Raw genomic sequence first — 18,949 nt, forward strand, 5'->3', positions numbered from 1 at the left:
TTCAAACCGGTGCCGCGATATCGGCGTTCTGGCGCGGCGCGGCCATGGGGCGGCGCAGGTTGATGTCGATATCCTTGTCGCCGATCAGCTTCTGGAGTTGGCCGATCCGCTGATAGTGCGGTCCCTCGAATTCGGCCATTGTCAGGCCGGCGCTCTTGTAGGCCCGGTAGAGTTGCTCGGCACCTGCGGCCGCCGTCCATGTCGGTTTGAACGCCGGAAGCGCACGGGCGATCTTGCCAAAATCGACGCGGTAGGAACGGGTATCGGGGCTTGCATCGCTCGCATATTGCAGCCGGCATCCGGGTACCGTGAGAGCGACGATTTCGGCGATCTCCCGGATCTGATAGTTGTGGGTATCCTGTCCGACGTTGAAAGCCTGATTGTGTATGGCATCAGTCGGCGCTTCGAGCGCAGCCAGAAAGGCGCGTGAAATATCCTCGACATGAACGATTGGGCGCCATGGCGATCCGTCTGATTTCAGGAGGATCAGTCCTTCCGTCACCGCCCAAGCGGTCAGGTTGTTGAGGACGATATCGAAACGCAGCATGGGCGAAAGGCCATAGGCTGTTGCCGGACGCATATAGACCGGTGAAAATCCGGGGCTCGCGAGGCTTGCAATCTCCCGCTCCGCCAAGACCTTCGACGTGCCGTAGGCCGATACCGGTTTCAGCTCGGCCGTCTCGTTGACCAGTCCCTCGCCGGCAGCGCCATAGTTGCTGCACGACGAGGCGAAGATGAAACGCTTGACGCCCGCCTGCTTTGCGGCTCGCGCTGCCCGAACGCTGCCGCGGTAATTGATCTCATAGGTAATTTCTGGATTGAGATTGCTCAGCGGATCGTTGGACAGCGCCGCAAGATGAATGACAGCGTCGAAACCTTCCATATCCGAAGGCTGGATATCGCGGATATCCTTGCAGACGCCGGGGACCTGCGGCAAAGGTCCGCCTGGAACATAGGCGCAGCGATGGTAGAATTCAGTGTCATAGCCATGTACTTCATGACCCGCCTTGCGCAGGATGGGTACCATGACGGAGCCGATGTATCCGCGATGCCCGGTGACCAGAACGTGCATGAAACTTCCCCTCAATATCCATTTTCGATTGCAAAGAGCGTATCTTTTCAGGCGAGATCGATGCACCGCGCAAAGCGGCTGTAGCGATCATGCGAACGGTCTAGGTGCCCCGGCCGGTTAAGGCTTTCGGATGCCTTCCGATATGTCGGCCATGGCCAGCTCATGGCTGGCCTGATGCTGCGCATTTCCGTTGAAACGTCGGAAGACGACCTCGGATGGGCGTCCTGTCAGGAATTTGTCGACGCCATATTCCAGCGCTTTACGGTAGACGACCAGCGCTCCCTCGATGGCGTCAAGCGTTTTGGCTATATCCTCATCCTCATGCGTGTAGCTCACAACGAGAGACGGTGCGAGAAGGCCACGACGGATGGTTTCCTGCAGAAACAGCGAACGAAAAGCCTGCGACGGCTTTCCGGTCCGGTCCAGCGTGAAGTAGCTGAGGCAGGCAGAATGGCCCTGAATGCCGAAGTAGGAATCGAGCCCGTGCGCAATTGCGATCTGGCTAATGGCGGCACGCAACGCATTTCCCTGTCGGACCAGATGAGGGACCACGGGCTCCCGGGTGTAAACCTGCATGGTTGCGATGGCCGCCGCCATCGCATGCGTTTCCGCACCATGCGTCGTCGAAAGCAGGAAGACGCGGGGGGCGTCGGTTTGATCGATACCGCCCCGTTCCATGAACTCACGCTTGCCGGCAAGGGCGGAAATGGAGAAGCCATTCCCCAGCGCCTTGCCGAAACAGGATAGATCGGGGACGATATCGTATGTCTTCTGCGCGCCACCCGCATCCCAGCGGAAGCCGGTGATCATTTCGTCGAGAATAAAAAGCGCGCCGTTTTCGTGGCAAAGCTTTTGCAGTTTGTGAAGAAACTGGTCCCGCGGCGGATCACCGCGTGACGGCTCCAGAATAAAGGCGGCGATACGACCTGGAAAGCGGTCAAACAGACTGCGCGCACTCGCCAGATCATTGTAGCTGAAGCCAAGGACCAGATTCTGGATCGCCTGGGGAATGCCCGCATTCATCTCCGTTGTTCCGATGAACCAGTCGTCGGTAGAGAAAAACGGGTGGTCGCTGCAGCGCGCGATCAGGTCACGGCCGGTAACGGCCCGTGCAAGTCGTATCGCAGCGGATGTCGCATCGGAACCGTTCTTGCAGAATTTGACCATTTCGGCTGTCTGGATCGTATCGAGAAAGGTCGAGGCGCAATCCACCTCGATCTTTGACGGGCGCGTGAAGTTGCAGCCGCGGTATAGTTCCGCACGCGCCGCCTCTACGACGTCGGCATAGGCATGGCCAAGGCCGACAGCCCTATTGCCCATGCCGTATTCGATATATTCATTTCCATCGACATCCCAGACATGGCAGCCATACCCCCTTTCAATGAAGCCGGGGGACAGCACAGGGTACTGGTCGTCGCCCTTTGCATAGGTATGTGCGCCGCCCGGTATGATGTTGCGGGAGCGCAGGCGCAGTCGATCCGAGTTTTCGAAATTTTCGACGAAAGTTTGCATGGCGCAATCCCGGGTCCATATGTCCAATGACCAGAGATTACCGTATCCGGCTCGATGGCCGTTACCCCGTCTTTATGTTGGGAATGCTAGCCGAAAGACTTAGAGGAGCTGTACAATCTTCTCGTCATAATCGCTCCAATGGTTTTGTATCGTGCAGGCCCCGACATCCGCAGGCAACAAGGATAAAAACAGGTTCACGGCGCCACACTGACGTTAGTTTTTGAAGAGATCGGATATTTTGAAGATCACTTCCGTTCTGTTTTTGGCGCCCACTTTCTTCATGATATTGCGAATATGTACCTTTACGGTGCTCTCACGAAGATTGAGCTCATAGGCGATGATCTTGTTTGGCTTGCCTTGCGTCAGGGCGTTGATGACATCGACCTCACGCTGGGTGAACATGGCCGTGCGCTGGCGTTCCTTGTCTTCCGCAACCACGAGCAACTGCCTGAGATCGCTCAGATTTTCAGCCGACACAAAAGCGCCGCCCGCCAATGCAAGTGAGATGGCGCCCACGCACACCGCCAGTCCTATCGACGAGGAGATGTATCCCCGGACTCCCGCGTCAAACGCCCTCATGACCTGCCGCAGATCGCGGTTTTCCGCTAGAATGACGACCGGCAGATAAGGGTAATCGGCAATAAATTCCCGCAGCTCGTGGAGGGATACGTCATCGCAAAAATCGCTGCGTCCGACATTGACCAGGATGCCGCTATGATGGCCGTTCGGAGCATGTCTCCAGTCGTCAAGCGATGAGAACAACTCGACTTCCATATCAAGGCCGTAGGCGATCAGGCTCTGCGCCAGACACTCACGGTCGAGCGCGCGGTCGTCGATGATCGCCAGCTTTCTGACCGAAGTTTCGATAGGTTTAGAATGCGCAACCAGATGGAAATTCGACGGGAATTGTCCGTTGTTGGGAACCGACGTCAGCATGTTATGTCCTATCCGCGCTAAAGAGTTCTTTGCGGATCTGCCTGGCTTGGCAGAGACGCAACCGAAGAGTTTTCTTATCCAAGATTCGGCACAACGGAAGTTTGAGGTAATCCAACCCGGAACGCCGTCATCAATCAGAACTTCGGAAGAGCCTCTGTTGCGGTCTGGATTTTTCGGAATTTAAAATCGGCCAGAAATCAACAGACGTGGCACTACCCGAATTTCTACCCCGGCATCCTACAATGGAGTATCACAACTGGAAAAGGTTCGGAAATTACTCACTTTTGATTGAGATTTCGAGGCGGTGTTCAATCGGGCATGATGTGGGCAGACAATCAGACACGCCGGAACTGTAGAAATATAACTCTTTCAGGCCATCGTCATTTTTCGTGCGCCCCCACTAACCATATTGGATGAATTATAATCGCGCCCGGATTGATTTAACATCCTCCCTTCGTACTTTTGTTTGTGATGTCGGCAACTTATGCGTGTTTATCGCATTTTGAAATTGCACCTTACGACAATCGGACGCGCTGCACCCCACACGTGACGGGGCTTGGTGACGACGTATCCCTGACGAATGATCTCAAGGCCTTGATGGCTGCTTTCAAGACTTCGTTGACCCACCACGCCCGACGCTTCGTAAGGGTCGATTTTTGTTTGGAATATGCGTTAATTTTAACGAGAGCGAATATGGCGGAACGCGATGCAGATAGTAACAAGGTTCCTTCTACTGTCGAGGTAGACGCCGGTTCGATGTCCGGATCACAGGAAGCAAGTCCTGTTAGAATGTTCCCGATTGTCGGCGTCGGAGCTTCGTCGGGTGGACTGAATGCGTTCAGAGCCCTGCTCAAAGCGTTGCCTGAAAAAACCGGCTGTGCGTTTCTTCTCGTTCAGCATCTTGACCGGTCGCATGAAAGTATACTCGCAGAACTTCTGTCGAGCGAAACGACTATGGTCGTAACCGAGGCGGTCAATCTTGCTTTGATAGAGCCGGAGCACGTCTATGTCATCCCACCTAGATTCCTGATGTCGGTTGACGGAGGACGGATATATCTGTCGCCCCGGCGGGAACTGCATGAGGCACCTTTGCCGTTTGATTTTCTCCTGGGTTCCATGGCCAGGGAATATGGACCATGGTCGATAGCGGTGGTCCTGTCCGGCACGGGATATGACGGCTCATCCGGTGTCCAGCAAGTCAAGGACTTAAAGGGACTTGTTCTGGTCCAGGAGCCCAAAGAGGCACAGTTTGATGGCATGCCCGAAAGCGTTATTTCGCTGGGCATCGGCGCTACCGTTTTGCCCGTCGCGGAGATGCCGGCGGCCATCGCCAAGCATATTGCGCTGTTGTCGCGGCTTCAAACCGACCACTCGATGGAGCGCCCAATGCCCCAACTGGGGCAGATCATCGAGATATTGAGAGTTTCCACAGCCAACGATTTTTCGGCCTATAAACACGGAACGCTCCAGCGTCGGGTCGAAAAACGCATGGCGGTTCTCGGTATCGAGATCGAAGACATAGACCTATATCTTGATATGCTTGGAAACAGCGGAGAAGAGCGCCAAAATCTCGTCAGAGATCTTCTGATCAACGTCACCAGCTTTTTCCGCGACAGCAAGGTGTTCGACTTTCTACGCGACTCCATTATTCCGGATATTCTCCGCGCAAAGGCCGCGCACGGAACAGTGCGAGTATGGGTCGCTGGCTGCAGCACAGGGGAAGAGGCATATTCGCTGGCTATTCTCTTCCTCGAGCTCATTCAGTCCATGGGACTTCGTCTCCAGTTACAGATGTTTGCTTCGGACGCCGATGGCGCGGCGGTCGCGATTGCCAGAGATGGACATTATTCACATGAGGCGGTCAAATCGCTGGCGCCGGACTTCCTGGAAAAATATTTCGTGAGGGACGACAACGGATACACCGTGACGTCGCAGCTGCGTGGCGTGGTGGTATTCACCGTACAGAATGTCCTGAGCGATCCGCCGTTCTCCAGGATCGATCTCATTTCCTGCCGCAACCTGTTGATTTACCTCGAGGCAGACGCCCAAGCAAAGGTTTTGTCGCTTTTCAGGTTCGCCTTGCGTGAAAACGGTATTTTACTAATCGGAAAATCCGAAACCGTCGGCGGAATGGATGACCGTTTCAAGCTGATTTCGGAATCCGAAAGGGTATACCGGCGCATCGGACTTCCAGTGTTCGGTGATCTTCAGTTCGGCGCTGTCCAAGGCGGGAATGTCAGGGTTCCCTCTTCGCTAGGAAAGGTGACTTCAGCATCGAGACGCAGCGCATATGCCGACGCGGTTGCCCAGCTTCTGCTGGGTAGCTACGTGCCCGCCGCAGTCCTCGTTAATCGAAAGTATGAATATCTTTATTCCATCGGCCCCACAGCAAGGTTCCTGCGGATCGCTTCAGGCCCGGCATCACATGATCTGTTCGCCATAACACCGAAGGCGCTCCACAATAAGATCAGGTCTGCGATCCACCGTGCGACCCGGGATCAGAAGCCGTTCGTAGCCAAGAATGTAAAACTCGACAGCAACGGCGCGCATAGCGAGTTCAGCATTCATGTGGAGCCGCTGTTCAGTCAGGGTGAAGAGCTGTTCCTTATATGTTTCGTGGAAGATCCTGCGCAAGCCAACAGGGTTGTCCGATCGCAGAAATTATCGACGACAGATGCGTCGCCCATTACCGAGCTTGAATTCGAATTAGAGGAGACCCGGGCGGAATTGCAGGGCGCCATACGCAATCTGGAAATTGCCGGCGAAGAACAGAAGCAGATCACCGCCGAAGCACTGTCTCTGAATGAAGAGTATCAGTCGACGAATGAGGAACTCGTTACTTCGAAAGAGGAGCTGCAATCCCTCAATGAAGAGCTGACAGCTCTCAACAATCAATTGCACGAAGCACTAGAGCGTCAGCGTGCAGTTTCCAACGATCTGCAAAATGTCTTGTATAGTACCGATGTCCCGACGCTCTTTCTGGATGCCAGTCTTCGTATACGGTTTTTCACACCAGCCACCCGGTCGGTATTCAAGATTATATCGTCCGATGTCGGCCGCCCCCTCTCGGACCTCAGCGGCTTTGGCGGCGACAGTACGCTTCAAGCCGATGCTATGGCGACCCTCCACGACGGCAATACAGTCGACAGGGAGATAGGAGGAACTGACGGCCGCTGGTATGTCCGCCGCGTCAAACCCTATCGCGGCGAGAACGAGACCGTCGACGGGGTCGTCATCACCTTCATCGATATGAGCGCCCAGAAACAGGTTGCCGAAAGCAGGGAAGCTGCAAAGAAATCCGCTGAGCGAGCGACCGAGGCCAAGTCGCAGTTCCTGTCTGCGGCAAGCCACGATCTTCGTCAGCCGCTGCAAACCTTGAAGCTGTTGCATGGGCTTTTGGAAAGGAGCGTGGGGGAAGGGCAGACGAGCACTTTCGTCCAGAGAATGGGAGAGACGCTGTCCTCGATGCTAGGCATACTCAACTCTGTTCTTGACATCAACCAGATCGAAGCGGGGATAGTGGAACCGCAGATCGTCAGCTTTGCGATCGGCGATCTTCTGGGGCGGCTGTTCAAGGAATTTTATTATCCCGCTCGGGCGGCGGGGCTGCAACTTCGTGTCGTACCGTCCAGCCTTGCCGTTCACACCGATCCCCGTCTGTTCGAGCAGATCGTTCGCAACCTTCTGTCCAATGCACTGAAATACACGCCGAGCGGCAAAATTCTGGTTGGCTGTCGCCGGGTCGGTGCAAAAGTTCGGTTCGAAGTTTGGGACACCGGTATAGGCATTCCCGAAAGCCATATCGCGGACGTCTTCCAGGAATATCTTCAACTCGACGTACCCGCTGGCGCGGAAGACCGTGGTCTGGGACTCGGACTGTCAATCGTCAAGCGGCTCAGCGACCTTTTGGGACTGAAAATTGCGGTGCGGTCGCGATTGCATGAAGGTTCCGCATTCATGATCGAGATCGATAGAGCACCGGCTGGGGAGCCGCTTGTGCTGCTGCGTGCGCCCGTCGATAACCATTCGCGTCAAGCGGTTGCCCTGTCTTCCGCGTCGATTTTGATCATTGAAGATGAAAACGGAATGCGCGATCTGCTCAAGATGGGGCTTGAGCAGACCGGATACGTGGTCGCTGCAACCTCAACGGCTGCCGAAGCAATCGCGATTGTTCGAGGGCTGAAGTTCATGCCCGACGTTGTTCTCGCAGACTACAATCTTCCCACAAGCGGGAATGGCATAGTTGCGATTGAAGATATCCGGCAAGCACTCCGCCGAAATGTTCCGGCACTCATTCTAACAGGCGATATTTCAAGCAAGGCGCTGAGGGATTTTGCGCAGCACGAAATTCCTTATCTGCACAAGCCGGCGAAACTCGGGGACGTCGTGCAGGTGGTCGAGACACTGGTTGTTCGCCAAACCGGCGAGACGGTGGAGCACACAGTCGACCCCGAAGACACGGAGCCGATGACGGGCCGGCGCATCGAAGTCATCGATGACCAGCAGGACATCAGGGACAATTTGCGCGCTGTTTTCGAAGGTGAGGGCTGGACGGTTGCAACCTATGTTTCGGCAGAAGCATATCTTGCAGACTACAAGCCCGACAGATCAGGTTGTCTGCTTGTTGATGCGTATCTGCCAGGCATGGTAGGCATGGAGTTGCTGCGTTTGCTGAAAGAAAGACATCATCGGTTTCCGGTGATTGTCATCACGGGTCGCAGTGATGTGCGTATGGCCATCAATGCGATGCGTTATGGAGCGGCCGATTTCATCGAGAAGCCGTTTTCTTACCAGGAAATATATCGGAGCGTGCAGTCGGCCCTCGAGCGATCGCGTGAAGCGAACGAGCGTGAAGAGCGGCGTGAAACGGCTCGAGCCACGCTGGCGGCGCTTACTCGCAAGCAACGGCAGATCCTTGACCGGATCGTTCAGGGGCAGGCCAATAAGGTCATTGCAGCCGATCTGAAGCTTAGTCAGCGCACTGTCGAAAATCATCGCGCCTCAATCATGCGCCGAACGAAATCAGCTTCGTTGCCGGCGCTGTTGCGGCTTGTCCTGAATGCCGAGGAATAGGCCTTCATCATCGAAAACTGGCCGGTCGATCGCTATCGACGGGCGATTGCTGCGCGAATGCGATGCAAGGCATCAGGCCGGCGCACAAGATAACTTACCGGTGGCAGAAACGCCGAGGCGGGTCGCAGGCGGAAAGCCTGTGCGAGAAGGGGACCCACGCCTGGCCGACGCTGGACCAGATTGGAAAGCGCGCACCAATAGGCGCGGTCGCTCAGGCTCGCGCGGCCGCGCCTTAGCAGGGTCTGGGCATTGGCGAGCAAAGCTCCTTCGTTGCGGAAGAAGCTTTCGAGTGCTGCTTCGATTTCGGCATTCCAGGCAAGCACATTATCAAGGATAGCCGATTGGTTCGCACCGTGGATACGCGTGAAATTCTGCACGGCATCGAGTTCGACGATGTCGCCCAGCACCGCGAGCCGCATCCACATCTCGACGTCGTCGGTATGGCGCAGTGCTGGCCGGTAATGGCCGGCATGTTGCTGAATGTGCGTCCTGGTGACGGCGAGTGGGCCTGGTACCGGGCTGCGTCCCGTCGCGCAGACGTTGGCGATGAAGTCCATGCCGCGATGAAGCTGCATGCCATCGACGTCGCTGCTAGGCAACGATGCTATTTCGGCGTCGTCGCGGAAGAAGGCGGTTCGGCCGAAGGCCATGTGCGCACCGGGATTATTGTCGAGCGCCTCCATTGCGCGCGCAAGGGCGCCGGGCGACAGCACATCGTCGGCGCAGATGATGGCGAAATAGTCTGCCCGAGCCCAATCGATGCCTTCGTTGAAAGACGCGTGACCGCCGAGGTTCCTTGCGCGCAGGCTCGTTTCGATACGAGGATTTGTTGCCGCGAGTGACCGGGAGATCGCAACGCTGTCGTCTGTGGAGGCGTTGTCGATGATGAGGATACGCATGTTGGGGATGTTCTGGCCAAGGACGCTCTCTACGCATCCTTTCAGAAAGCGACCGTAATTGTAGTTGGGAATGACGATATCGATGCTGCTCATGGTTCCACCGCTGCGGGAACGACGGTGTCGGGAATGGAAGCCGATGCAGGAGGTTTTCCGACCCTGCGCAGACGCCCGGCAAAAGCATCGAGCGTCGAACGTATTTCGCTGACGAGTGGGTGACGCAGAAGCAACAGACAGGCGCCCCAGCCCGCCACCGAAAGGAGGATGGCGCCGCCTGCCTGGGCGAGGGAGTAATCGAAGCGGAATCCCATCCAGACGGATATGGCGAGCGGCCCCGCAATCGCTGCAAGGGTCACCGCAGCACTTGTCCCGATGGCTGCGAACAGTTCGGGTAGTTTAAAGTGCGCATGGCGTCTTACCAGATAGAAGGCGACAAGCATCTGGAAGGGCAGTGTGATGAACTGGCTGAGTGCTACTGCGGTGAGGCCGAAGAAGCTGGCGGAGCAGAGCACAATTGCCGAGACGCTGCGGCAGACGAAATTGCCCAGAAAAGCCTCCCGGTTGGCGTTGAGGGCGATCAGCAGCGGTGCGGTCAGCACCATTGGAAACCAGAAGATCGACGCAAGCGCGAGGATCCGGGTGATCGGTACGGCGGCAAGCCACTGGTCTCCGAGTGCAAGGCGTACAATGGGATCGGCGAGAATGGCGACCATGATCAGCGACGGCCAATATAGCACGGTGATGTAACTGAGGGCGCGCAGGTAGGACTTTCGGACGTCTCCACCCTGGCGCACTTCGGCGGCGAGCGCCGGGAAGGCGAAGGAAAAGATTGCCGAGAGAAAAATGCGATCGGGAATGGAGCAGACGGTATTGGCGCGATTGTAGATCGCGACCGCTGTCGGTGTCATGGCAAAGCCGAGCACCAGTTGCGGCAGGGACTCGTATAATTTGTCGACGATGGTGGCAGCGCCCCTGTAACGGCCGAATTCGGCCATACGGCGCCACGACTTGAGCGAGAGGCGCGCTGACCGATGGGCCGGATCGGCATAGGCGGCAAGGGCGCTGGCAACGCTGTTGCCGACAAGGAGGCCGAGGGCGAAACTGACGAAGCCCCATCCATTGCTGGCAGCGAAGATCGTCACAACGGACATAACGACGAGTCCGATGGTTCGGACGCGTGCGATGGTGCCGAACGCCAGCCGGCGACGCAGCATGGAAAACGCCGGCATCCCCAGGCTTTCGGCCATGATGGCGGCAATTGCGAGGATAAGATAATGCTGGAGACCGGGGTGGTGGTAGAAAATCGCCAGATAGGGTCCGCATAGATAGAGAACGATCCCGAGAATGCCGCTGACGAGGAGCAAGAGTGTAAGCGACGTGTTGATGTCATCGCGTTCAACGACATCGAGTTGAATGAGGAAATCGGACGAAACGAATTCGCGAAAGGCGAAAATCACCGACGTCACCCCGTAGCCGATGACGGCGAAGCCCACTTCCGCCGGCGAGAGCAGCCGCGATACGATCGCGATCAGAGCGAAATTGATCGCAATTCCGAGGTGCTGTTCCAGCATGGCCATGAAAAAGGCGCGGCGGACTTTGTGCATCGAAGGGCTCCGACAGCGTCGCCGATAATCGACGGTAGCGTCAAATCTAGAGTGGCGACTTTTATCTTGGAAATCTGACCGTTGGGATGGCAGCCGGATCCGTAGGTGTAGGACGTTTGGAGAATGTCCGTAAAAGGGCGTGCGACAACGTGCGGTCTAACCCCTTTTAGTGTTAAAGAGCCTCGCTATTACGTCGAAAGCATTAGGTTGCATGACTGCGTGTCTAAAGGGTAACGCTTTGCGGCGTTGCGACGGCATCGGTTGAGAGAAATTCCCGGCCAAGTAGCGCCTCCTGCTCGGAAAGCTGGCGCTTGAAGCGATCATTGGCGTGGGCGATCCGCTGCCTCACCGCCCCGGCTCCGGCGACTATCTCCTTCACCAGCTCGATAACTTCCTCGACTTCGAACGTATCGATGTGCCGGGAAAATTTTTCCTGGTCGAAATCGTTCATCAGATCGCTGAACTTGCGAGCATAACCTATTGATATTGTCGGGTTTCCAAGTTTCAGCGAGCAGACCAATCCATGATATCTCGACACCACGGCAAGGTCGATCGCTGCCATCTGCTGCATGATATCGCGCAGCGTTGCGGCCGAGCTGATGTCGATATGGGCCAGCTCATCCTCGGAGAGCATGTCGTTCAGCAGAAACATCAGATCCGCGCAGGCGACCCTGTCGGTAACGTCCCCCATCAAAAGGATGATGTTATGGCCTTCACCGATCAACCAGCTCACGAGCTGTGCGAGCTTATGGATGTAGGTCTTGTAAATTCTGGCGGCCTCGGGATCGTTGTGACGCCAGCCGCGATAGTCCATGACGCCGACGCCTATTCTCATTGGGCCGCTGGCGGGGCTCTGCCGGTGGGGCACAGGAACAGGAAGATCAAAGGCTATATCGGGGTAGCGGTGGTCTCGCGACACGTCGACACCGATCATTTTCATGTAGTTGAGCGAGAAATCGTCCCGATAGGATCGATAGGAGGCCATCTGTGCGGCCGAGCGCAGGAACCAGCGGCTGAGACGGCTTTTCATCGGACCGGCGCCAATGCTGACGAAGGCGATCCGTGTGTTGCGAAGGCGTGCAACGAGACACCAGCAAAACACGACAAAGGGCCAACCGAACCACTTTTCCTGAAAATCATCCAGGATGCCGGTCCCCGGTATGATCATCAGGTCAGCCTTGTCGAAACTGAAGAGGGAACTGACCAATAACCTCAGCCGTGAGGGCACCTTGCCGAGCAGCCTGTCCAGTTGCCTCATCCACGCGTTTTTCAGGGGAGGACCGCCAACGCCCATCGCACGAATATTGAACTTCGTACTGACGACTGTCGGACTTGCACAGAGACACAACAGATCGGCATCGGGCCTCATCCTGCGCAGGTAAATGAGCATGGCTTCAAGCGATCCGTCATTGCCCGAATTACCAGAGCCAAATTGTCCAAGGAGAGTGATCCTCATTTATTTTCCAATCGCAGCCCGGCGCCGACACGCTCGATATGGCATTGATATCTGCTGGAGCAGTACGGCCCCACATCGACCTTCGGGTTGCGTCTTACGTCAAACGAATAGTCTGACTGACGCAAACCGCTCAAAGGAAGATACAGCTAAGTCTAAGATGCAACTGACTGTCATCCCGTGGCTTTTTAGTATGTCGCGTTAGCAGCCACTCGAACTATCCGTCGTCGATCCGTTGCGGCAGGATTGTGGGTGCAAGAGCGAGAGTGTCCCATGAAGCTTGCCTATTTTGTTCTCCCCCATATCGGCGGCACCTATTCCGTCTTCAAACATCTTCGCAAAGGCCTCGCCGCCTATGGCACAGACGTGCGATGGCTCGGCGTGTGCAAGGAAACATACGGGCTGCCTCTCGACCTCCAGGGTGAAAAGGATTTCGGGCAACTGCTGCGCATGCCCGTCAATCTCAGCGAACGCGAATGTGCAGAGCGAATGGCGGCCGCCATCGAAGACGGCGGGTTCGACGGTGTCATCGTCAACGTTCTTGGCGATCAGTTGCAGACGAATATCGCGCGCTATCTGCCAGAAGGTATCCTGCGTATTCTCGTCGTCCATAATATCTCGCCTGGAACATATGCAGCGGCGCGCTCGGTGCGGGACTACGCCCATGTCACGATTGGCGTATCGGAGCGGTGCCGCGCCGATCTGGTCGCGCGCAACGGCTTTTCGAAGGATCGAACCTACGCCATACCGAATGCGGTGGATAGCGACGCGTTCCGCAGCCAGGCGGTTCGGCGATTCAACCGGAGGCCGGAACTCAAGGCTCTCTTCGTCGGCCGCATTGAAGATGCCTCGAAAGGCGTGATGTGGCTGCGGGAAATACTGGACGCCTCGCCCGAGGCTGTGCGCTTGACGATCGTCGGAGATGGGCCGGATATGGGCAAGCTCAGGCGAAGGCTAGACGGCCATGGCGATCGCGTCAGTTACGCGGGATCCGTTCAGCTTTCAGACATACCGGTCATCATGGCCAGCCACGATGTTCTCATCATGCCGTCCCGCTTCGAGGGGCTTGGCATGACCATGATCGAGGCAATGGCCGGCGGATGCGTCCCGGTCGTCTCTCACATCCGGGGTGTGACGGATACGATTGTCGAGCCGGGCCGAAACGGCTTCCTGTTCCCGATTGGCAATTATACGGCAGCGGCGAATGCGATCGCGCGCTTGCATGCCGATCGCGATCTTCTCGAGCGCATGTCGATTGCGGGAAAGGAGATGGTCCTGAACCGCTTCAGCATCGAACGGATGGCCGCACGCTATAACGAAGTCATTACCCTGACACTGAACGACCGTCCTGGCCTGTCTACGGTGCTCAGGATGGAAGACTGGTCTATTCCCGCCGGTTTGAGGCCGGGTCTTAGAACCTATCTGCCGTTGCCCTTGAAAAACTGGCTTCGCGTCGTTCGTGAACGGCTCTGAAGCAATGATCGGCGATCAGCGGCGACTTGGACATCTGTGCAGTGTTTTCTTTCTCTGGTTATGCATGTTTTCGACCGGCAACGCACAGGATACCGTTTTTCCGCTTCAGACGTCGCAGGACGGGCGTTATCTTGAAGACAGCAAGGGTCTGCCGTTCCTGATTGTCGGGGACAGTGCTTGGTCGCTTATTGGCGATACCTCTATTCCCGATGCGGAATTTTATCTGGAAACGCGAAAGCGGCAGGGCTTCAACACCGTGCTTGTATCGTTGATCGAGCATCAGTTCTCCCGCAAGGCGCCAGCGAACTTCTACGACGAGAAACCTTTCGCAGGCGATGCCTTCGAGCAACCGAACGAGGCCTATTTCGACAGGGCAGAAGCCGTCATAAAGGCAGCCGCAAGTCGCAACCTGCTGGTGCTTCTCTGTCCGGCCTATAGCGGCGCACGCGGTGGCCCCGAAGGATGGTATCAGGAAATGGTCGTGGCCGGGCCGGAAAAGCTGCGGGCTTATGGGCGTTATGTCGGTCAGCGTTTTGCGAAGTACCCCAACATCATCTGGGTGCAGGGCGGGGATTATGACCCGCCTGATCGCAATCTGGTCACGGCTGTTGCAACGGGGATTGCTGAAACCGATCCTTCGGCATTGCAGACCGTGCATGGCAATCCCGATACCGTGACGAGCGATTTTTGGCGGGACGCTTCCTGGCTCGATATCGATTCAATTTATACTTACAGCAATGTCGCGACGGCGGTGCTCAATCGGTATCGCTCTGGACCGAGACGCCCTTTTTTCCTCATTGAAAGCGCCTATGAAGGCGAGAACGATGTGCAGGAGCGTCAGGTTCGTCTTATTGCCTATAGTGCACTGCTTTCAGGAGCGAGCGGCCAGCTCTTCGGCAACAATCCGGTCTGGCATTTTTCCGCCGCCGGGCTTTATGACGCGAAGGACAGCTGGCAAGGTTCGCTGAAAAGCCGTGGTGCTCAAAGCATTACCCATCTGGCCGCGCTTTTCAGACAACTGACATGGTGGAAGCTGGTGCCCGATCAGGGAAGTCTGCTGAAAAGCGATGCGGGCGCATTTGCGGCGCGCGACAGGGATGGGTCTTTCGCGGTGATCTATCTCGACGCTCCTTCCGTTGCGATCGATCTCGACAGTTTGGCGGCAGGCGAGAAAACCCTTCGCTGGTATGATCCCTCGAATGGAATCTACATCGAACCGAGCGAGCGTCTTGGCCGCAGCGGTCTTCGCAACGTGACGGTGCCGGCATCGGCGAATGCTTTCGGTTTTCAGGACTGGATCGCCGTTCTCTCCGCACAGGAATGATCACTCGCAAGATGCCGCTCGTTGCCGGGTCGTCCATTTGTGGCCGCTTGTCGACAAGGTCTCAAACCTAGAGCGGCTGATTGTTAAATGGAAACGGTTGTGTTGGCTCAAACGGAGTCGGCCGGACGATCAGGCGGCCCGTTTCAGCCAACCCGAAGGGCCGGGCATCTTTCCGCCAGGATCAAAGGCGATCGGCTCGAAAGTCCCTGGGGGTATGCCCTTCGCCAATCGCCTTTGCCCTGACGAAAACCTGCTCCGGCAGAACCGTTTCCATTTAACAATGAACCGCTCTAGCTCTTTCGATGGTCGATCCGGTTTGTGGGTAGGGAGGGTAGACGTTAATTTCGACACCCTCTCCCTTTGGTGGATTTCACACGCCTTTTGCCCGCATACCCCTCAGGGCCGGTGTTTTTTAGGATCGTCAGAAGGCGAATATCGTTGCAGATGCGCCGCCAAGCTTCAGCGTGGGGATCAGACATGTCGGGGATACTCTTCAACACCATCGCTACTTTCATCCTGTGCGTATCCTTCATCGTCGTTCTCAGGCACCTGACCATTGCGTATCAGCTTGTGGATCGCCCCGATTCCATCCGCAAACGTCACACTGGGGCGGTTCCGCTTTGCGGTGGCATTGCAATCTTTACCGCTTTCGCTGTTTCCGCCCTTGTTGGTGGGTGGAGCGAGGCTCTCGGCATGAACTTCTGGCTCGGACTGGCGGTCATCCTGTTGATGGGCGTCGTCGATGATCGCCGGCCGCTACCCGCAGCAGGACGCCTTGTCATGCAACTGGCAATGGCGATCGCTCTCGTAGGCGGCGCCGATATCGGCTCTCTCTCCATCGGCGTGCTGTTCACGCAGCATTCGGATCTGTTCCTGCCGCTGTTTTTCGTCATCGGAGTTCTCTTCGTGACCGGGCTGGTGAATTCGTGGAACATGCTTGATGGTGTCGACGGGCTTGCAGGTGGCACAGCGGGTGTCGCGTTGATCTGGCTGATGATCGTGGCGATCTTCGCAGGTGTCGGCGACATCATCGCGCCGCTTCAGGCACTCTGCGTATGCCTCTGCGCTTTTCTGGTCTTCAACATGCGCGGTCCATGGCGTGCAAGGGCGAGCATATTCCTCGGCGATGCTGGCAGTACCGCACTGGGGGCGACGATTGCCTATGTGATCGTCCTGCTGGCGACCACAAGCGCTGCCGTATCCTTTCCGGCATTGCTCTGGATCGTGATCCTGCCGATCACCGATACGCTTAGCCTGATTGTCCGTCGTATCATGCACGGTCGCAGTCCGATGTCGGCCGATCGCTGGCATTTTCATCATCTGCTGCTGGACTATGGTTTCACGCCGGCGGCTGCAACGAACACGCTGGTCGTGATTTCCTTCATTTGCGGCGGCATCGGTTTTGCAGGGATAAAAGCCGGTATTCCGGCGGAAATAATGGCCGCCGGCCTTCTCGTGCCGATTGCCCTTCACACCGCGTTCGTCCTTACCGCGACGGGCTACCTCTCGAAAACCTTGCTTGACAGGGGTAATTTCGATCTCTACCGCGAGGTGGTGCGTCTACCGGCCGCCGCCAGCGCCACGCCGGAGCCAAGAGCCATTCAATCGGCGAATGAAGAGTAGCCCCATCATGAAAGCGCCGTGGCCCGGACCGCGAATTCCCTCGAGACCGGTTTCGAAAGGACGGCTTTCGCCTTCTCGCATTTCCCAAAACATCAGAAGCGCTCCGCCATTGAAACGGAACGCGATTTTACTGGGCTTGATGATGCTGAGTGCAGTCGGGCTCTACGGACTTGCCCTCGTTTCAGCGGGGTCGCTTCTTGTCGTGGAGGACCCGCCTGCGCAAGCCGACGTCATCGTTGTTCTGGGCGGCGACGGTCCTCCTCGAGCTGCCCGGGCCGCAAAACTATGGCACGAGGGAAAGGCGCCGCGCGTCCTGGTGACTGGTTATGGGGATTGCGACTTCATCCGTGACACGCTGGTGCGGTTGGGGGTGGATTCCGCAGCCGTCTCAACGGAATGTCTTTCGCTCAGCACCTGGGAAAACGCGACATTCGCACAGCCTATACTGACTGGAATGGGGGCAAAAAGCGCCATTCTGGTCACGAGCTGGTTTCATTCACGGCGCGCAGTAAAACGCTTCCGGTTTGTGATGCCACAAATCCAGTGGATTTCACTTCCTGCGCAACGAACCGTGTCGCTGTGGCGACTTGCCATCAACGGCGACGGGGTGCAGGTGTTCAAGGAATACGCCAAAGCGCTTTTCTACGACCTCAGAAGCAGTTTCGTGCGGGATTTGCCTCCGGTTCAGGCGGGGTTCGCTTCATGAACACGCTTCTGGTTTTTTGCCTCTTCGGTGGTGTTGTCCTGCTCATCTGTTGGGGAATGATGCGTCGGGAGCGAATTTATGAGTTCCCGTTTCTGACGGGCGTCATCACCTTCAGTTTCATCTTGCCGCAGGTTCCCGGACTGGCGTCGGAAAGATTCCTGCCGGAAGGCGCGTTTGCCAGAGCCGCGCTGTTCATGATGCTGTGCCTTTTCATGTGCTGGTGGGGATGGAGCAGAACGGCGAAACCCTTTGCATTCTTCCGTATCGATTTCGATGAAACACGTCTGCTGATCGTCGCAGCCGTTCTCTCGGTCGCCGGCGCCTACTTCTATTTCAAGCTCAGCCGGCTGCCGGGAGAGTTGACCATTGCGGTGCAGATGACCGGAGTTCCGGTCATGTATATCTTCTTTTCGCGGCTTTTGAGCTACGGTCTGGCGATTGCGGTGCTCTGTCTTGCGCGGCGGTTTTCCTGGCTGGCGCTCATCGTCCTTGCGTTCGATCTCGTCTTTTACCTGGATCGCATCGTGATAACGGGAAAGCGCGCCGAAGCGGTGGAACTCATCATGATGTTTGCGCTGGCATGGTGGTTTTACAAGGGATGGACGATCCCGCGTATCTTCGTGATCATTGCGCTTTTCCTCGGCACATTGTCGATGAACAGCATGGGTGACTACCGCGCCATCACTAAGGCCAACGACGCGCCGGTCTGGGATGACATCAAGAAGATAGATTTCGTCGGCAATCTTGAGAAGGTGTTCCGGGATGGCGGCGACGAGATGCGCAATGCGATCATGCGGATCGACAACACGGCAAACACGCTGCAATTCGATTACGGCAAGTTCCACTGGAACAGGCTGGTGTTCAACTTCGTGCCCGCGCAACTCGTGGGCGTAGAGGTCAAGCAATCCTTCATGCTGCCGGTGCCGGTTCAATCGCGCGACTACAATCCTGTCCTCGGCACGACGGAGACCGGAATGGCGGATGCGTTCGGATCCTTCTGGTATCTGGGAGCGTTCAAGTTTTTCCTGCTCGCCTATCTGGTGCGCCGGATCTGGGTGACCGCAAACACGGGCGAGTTCGCTGCGCAATTCACCTATCTGTTATCTATCATACCGTCCATGCATGCCATCTCGCATCAGACCGACTGGGTTCTCATGGTTTGGGTGCATATGCTGATGTTTGCAGCGCCGGCGCTGGCATTTGCCGTGATACCCGCCCGCGTGCGGCAGCGGCGATACGAGATACCATGCTTGACGTCTCAAGCTGGAGGATAGGCC

At 56.6% G+C, this 18,949-nt stretch carries 12 protein-coding genes; 6 read left to right on the forward strand and 6 right to left on the reverse strand.

Annotated features, from left to right (window positions below):
* Position 1 precedes the first annotated feature (1 nt).
* From O9X91_RS11905 to O9X91_RS11915, 3 genes are all read right to left on the reverse strand, one after another.
* Positions 2-1,072, reverse strand: a complete 1,071-nt coding sequence (locus O9X91_RS11905; protein ID WP_142914177.1) for an NAD-dependent epimerase/dehydratase family protein — start codon at positions 1,070-1,072, stop codon at positions 2-4.
* 117 nt (positions 1,073-1,189) lie between these two features.
* Complete coding sequence (locus O9X91_RS11910; RefSeq protein ID WP_269834176.1) at positions 1,190-2,584, reverse strand: glutamate-1-semialdehyde 2,1-aminomutase; 1,395 nt, start codon at positions 2,582-2,584, stop codon at positions 1,190-1,192.
* 213 nt (positions 2,585-2,797) lie between these two features.
* Positions 2,798-3,520: a LuxR C-terminal-related transcriptional regulator gene (locus O9X91_RS11915; protein ID WP_142914179.1), complete on the reverse strand. Its 723-nt coding sequence runs from the start codon at positions 3,518-3,520 to the stop codon at positions 2,798-2,800.
* Between the two features lie 693 nt (positions 3,521-4,213).
* On the opposite strand from O9X91_RS11915, the gene O9X91_RS11920 reads away from it, so the two are divergent.
* A complete protein-coding gene (locus O9X91_RS11920; protein WP_269834177.1) occupies positions 4,214-8,593 on the forward strand; it encodes a CheR family methyltransferase in 4,380 nt (1,459 codons plus the stop codon).
* A gap of 32 nt (positions 8,594-8,625) precedes the next feature.
* Here O9X91_RS11920 and O9X91_RS11925 read toward each other — a convergent pair whose 3' ends face one another.
* The 3 genes from O9X91_RS11925 to O9X91_RS11935 form a co-directional block, all read right to left on the reverse strand.
* Positions 8,626-9,585 (reverse strand): glycosyltransferase family A protein, encoded by a 960-nt coding sequence (locus O9X91_RS11925; RefSeq protein ID WP_269827394.1) that lies wholly within the window; start codon positions 9,583-9,585, stop codon positions 8,626-8,628.
* Positions 9,582-11,093, reverse strand: a complete 1,512-nt coding sequence (locus O9X91_RS11930; protein WP_269834178.1) for an oligosaccharide flippase family protein — start codon at positions 11,091-11,093, stop codon at positions 9,582-9,584. Before O9X91_RS11930 ends, O9X91_RS11925 begins: the two co-directional genes overlap by 4 nt.
* A gap of 223 nt (positions 11,094-11,316) precedes the next feature.
* A complete protein-coding gene (locus O9X91_RS11935) occupies positions 11,317-12,549 on the reverse strand; it encodes a polysaccharide pyruvyl transferase family protein (protein WP_269834310.1) in 1,233 nt (410 codons plus the stop codon).
* A 270-nt stretch (positions 12,550-12,819) separates the two neighbouring features.
* Between O9X91_RS11935 and O9X91_RS11940 the strand changes: the two genes are divergently transcribed.
* The 5 genes from O9X91_RS11940 to O9X91_RS11960 all read left to right on the forward strand — a co-directional run bounded on the left by O9X91_RS11940 (position 12,820) and on the right by O9X91_RS11960 (position 18,946).
* Complete coding sequence (locus tag O9X91_RS11940; RefSeq protein WP_142914183.1) at positions 12,820-14,019, forward strand: glycosyltransferase family 4 protein; 1,200 nt, start codon at positions 12,820-12,822, stop codon at positions 14,017-14,019.
* 64 nt (positions 14,020-14,083) lie between these two features.
* Positions 14,084-15,343 (forward strand): glycoside hydrolase family 140 protein, encoded by a 1,260-nt coding sequence (locus tag O9X91_RS11945; protein WP_244614302.1) that lies wholly within the window; start codon positions 14,084-14,086, stop codon positions 15,341-15,343.
* A gap of 477 nt (positions 15,344-15,820) precedes the next feature.
* Positions 15,821-16,966, forward strand: coding sequence for an MraY family glycosyltransferase (locus O9X91_RS11950; protein WP_142914184.1), 1,146 nt, complete (start codon positions 15,821-15,823; stop codon positions 16,964-16,966).
* Positions 16,967-17,075: 109 nt separating this feature from the next.
* Complete coding sequence (locus tag O9X91_RS11955; protein ID WP_244614303.1) at positions 17,076-17,672, forward strand: YdcF family protein; 597 nt, start codon at positions 17,076-17,078, stop codon at positions 17,670-17,672.
* Entirely contained in the window at positions 17,669-18,946 is a 1,278-nt protein-coding gene (locus tag O9X91_RS11960; protein ID WP_162520621.1) for a hypothetical protein, read from the forward strand. The genes O9X91_RS11955 and O9X91_RS11960 overlap by 4 nt, the downstream gene beginning before the upstream one ends.
* The last annotated feature ends 3 nt before the right edge of the window (positions 18,947-18,949 follow it).

The sequence above is a fragment of the Agrobacterium salinitolerans genome (genome assembly GCF_027498475.1).
GTDB lineage: Bacteria > Pseudomonadota > Alphaproteobacteria > Rhizobiales > Rhizobiaceae > Agrobacterium > Agrobacterium salinitolerans.

Excerpts from the sequence above, each read along its gene's own strand:
- O9X91_RS11935 (WP_269834310.1), bottom strand. The coding sequence starts at position 12,549 with ATGAGGATCACTCTCCTTGGACAATTTGGCTCTGGTAATTCGGGCAAT.
- O9X91_RS11945 (WP_244614302.1), top strand. The coding sequence starts at position 14,084 with ATGTTTTCGACCGGCAACGCACAGGATACCGTTTTTCCGCTTCAGACG.
- O9X91_RS11925 (WP_269827394.1), bottom strand. The coding sequence starts at position 9,585 with ATGAGCAGCATCGATATCGTCATTCCCAACTACAATTACGGTCGCTTT.
- O9X91_RS11915 (WP_142914179.1), bottom strand. The coding sequence starts at position 3,520 with ATGCTGACGTCGGTTCCCAACAACGGACAATTCCCGTCGAATTTCCAT.
- O9X91_RS11940 (WP_142914183.1), top strand. The coding sequence starts at position 12,820 with ATGAAGCTTGCCTATTTTGTTCTCCCCCATATCGGCGGCACCTATTCC.
- O9X91_RS11950 (WP_142914184.1), top strand. The coding sequence starts at position 15,821 with ATGTCGGGGATACTCTTCAACACCATCGCTACTTTCATCCTGTGCGTA.
- O9X91_RS11905 (WP_142914177.1), bottom strand. The coding sequence starts at position 1,072 with ATGCACGTTCTGGTCACCGGGCATCGCGGATACATCGGCTCCGTCATG.
- O9X91_RS11930 (WP_269834178.1), bottom strand. The coding sequence starts at position 11,093 with ATGCACAAAGTCCGCCGCGCCTTTTTCATGGCCATGCTGGAACAGCAC.
- O9X91_RS11910 (WP_269834176.1), bottom strand. The coding sequence starts at position 2,584 with ATGCAAACTTTCGTCGAAAATTTCGAAAACTCGGATCGACTGCGCCTG.
- O9X91_RS11960 (WP_162520621.1), top strand. The coding sequence starts at position 17,669 with ATGAACACGCTTCTGGTTTTTTGCCTCTTCGGTGGTGTTGTCCTGCTC.
- O9X91_RS11920 (WP_269834177.1), top strand. The coding sequence starts at position 4,214 with ATGGCGGAACGCGATGCAGATAGTAACAAGGTTCCTTCTACTGTCGAG.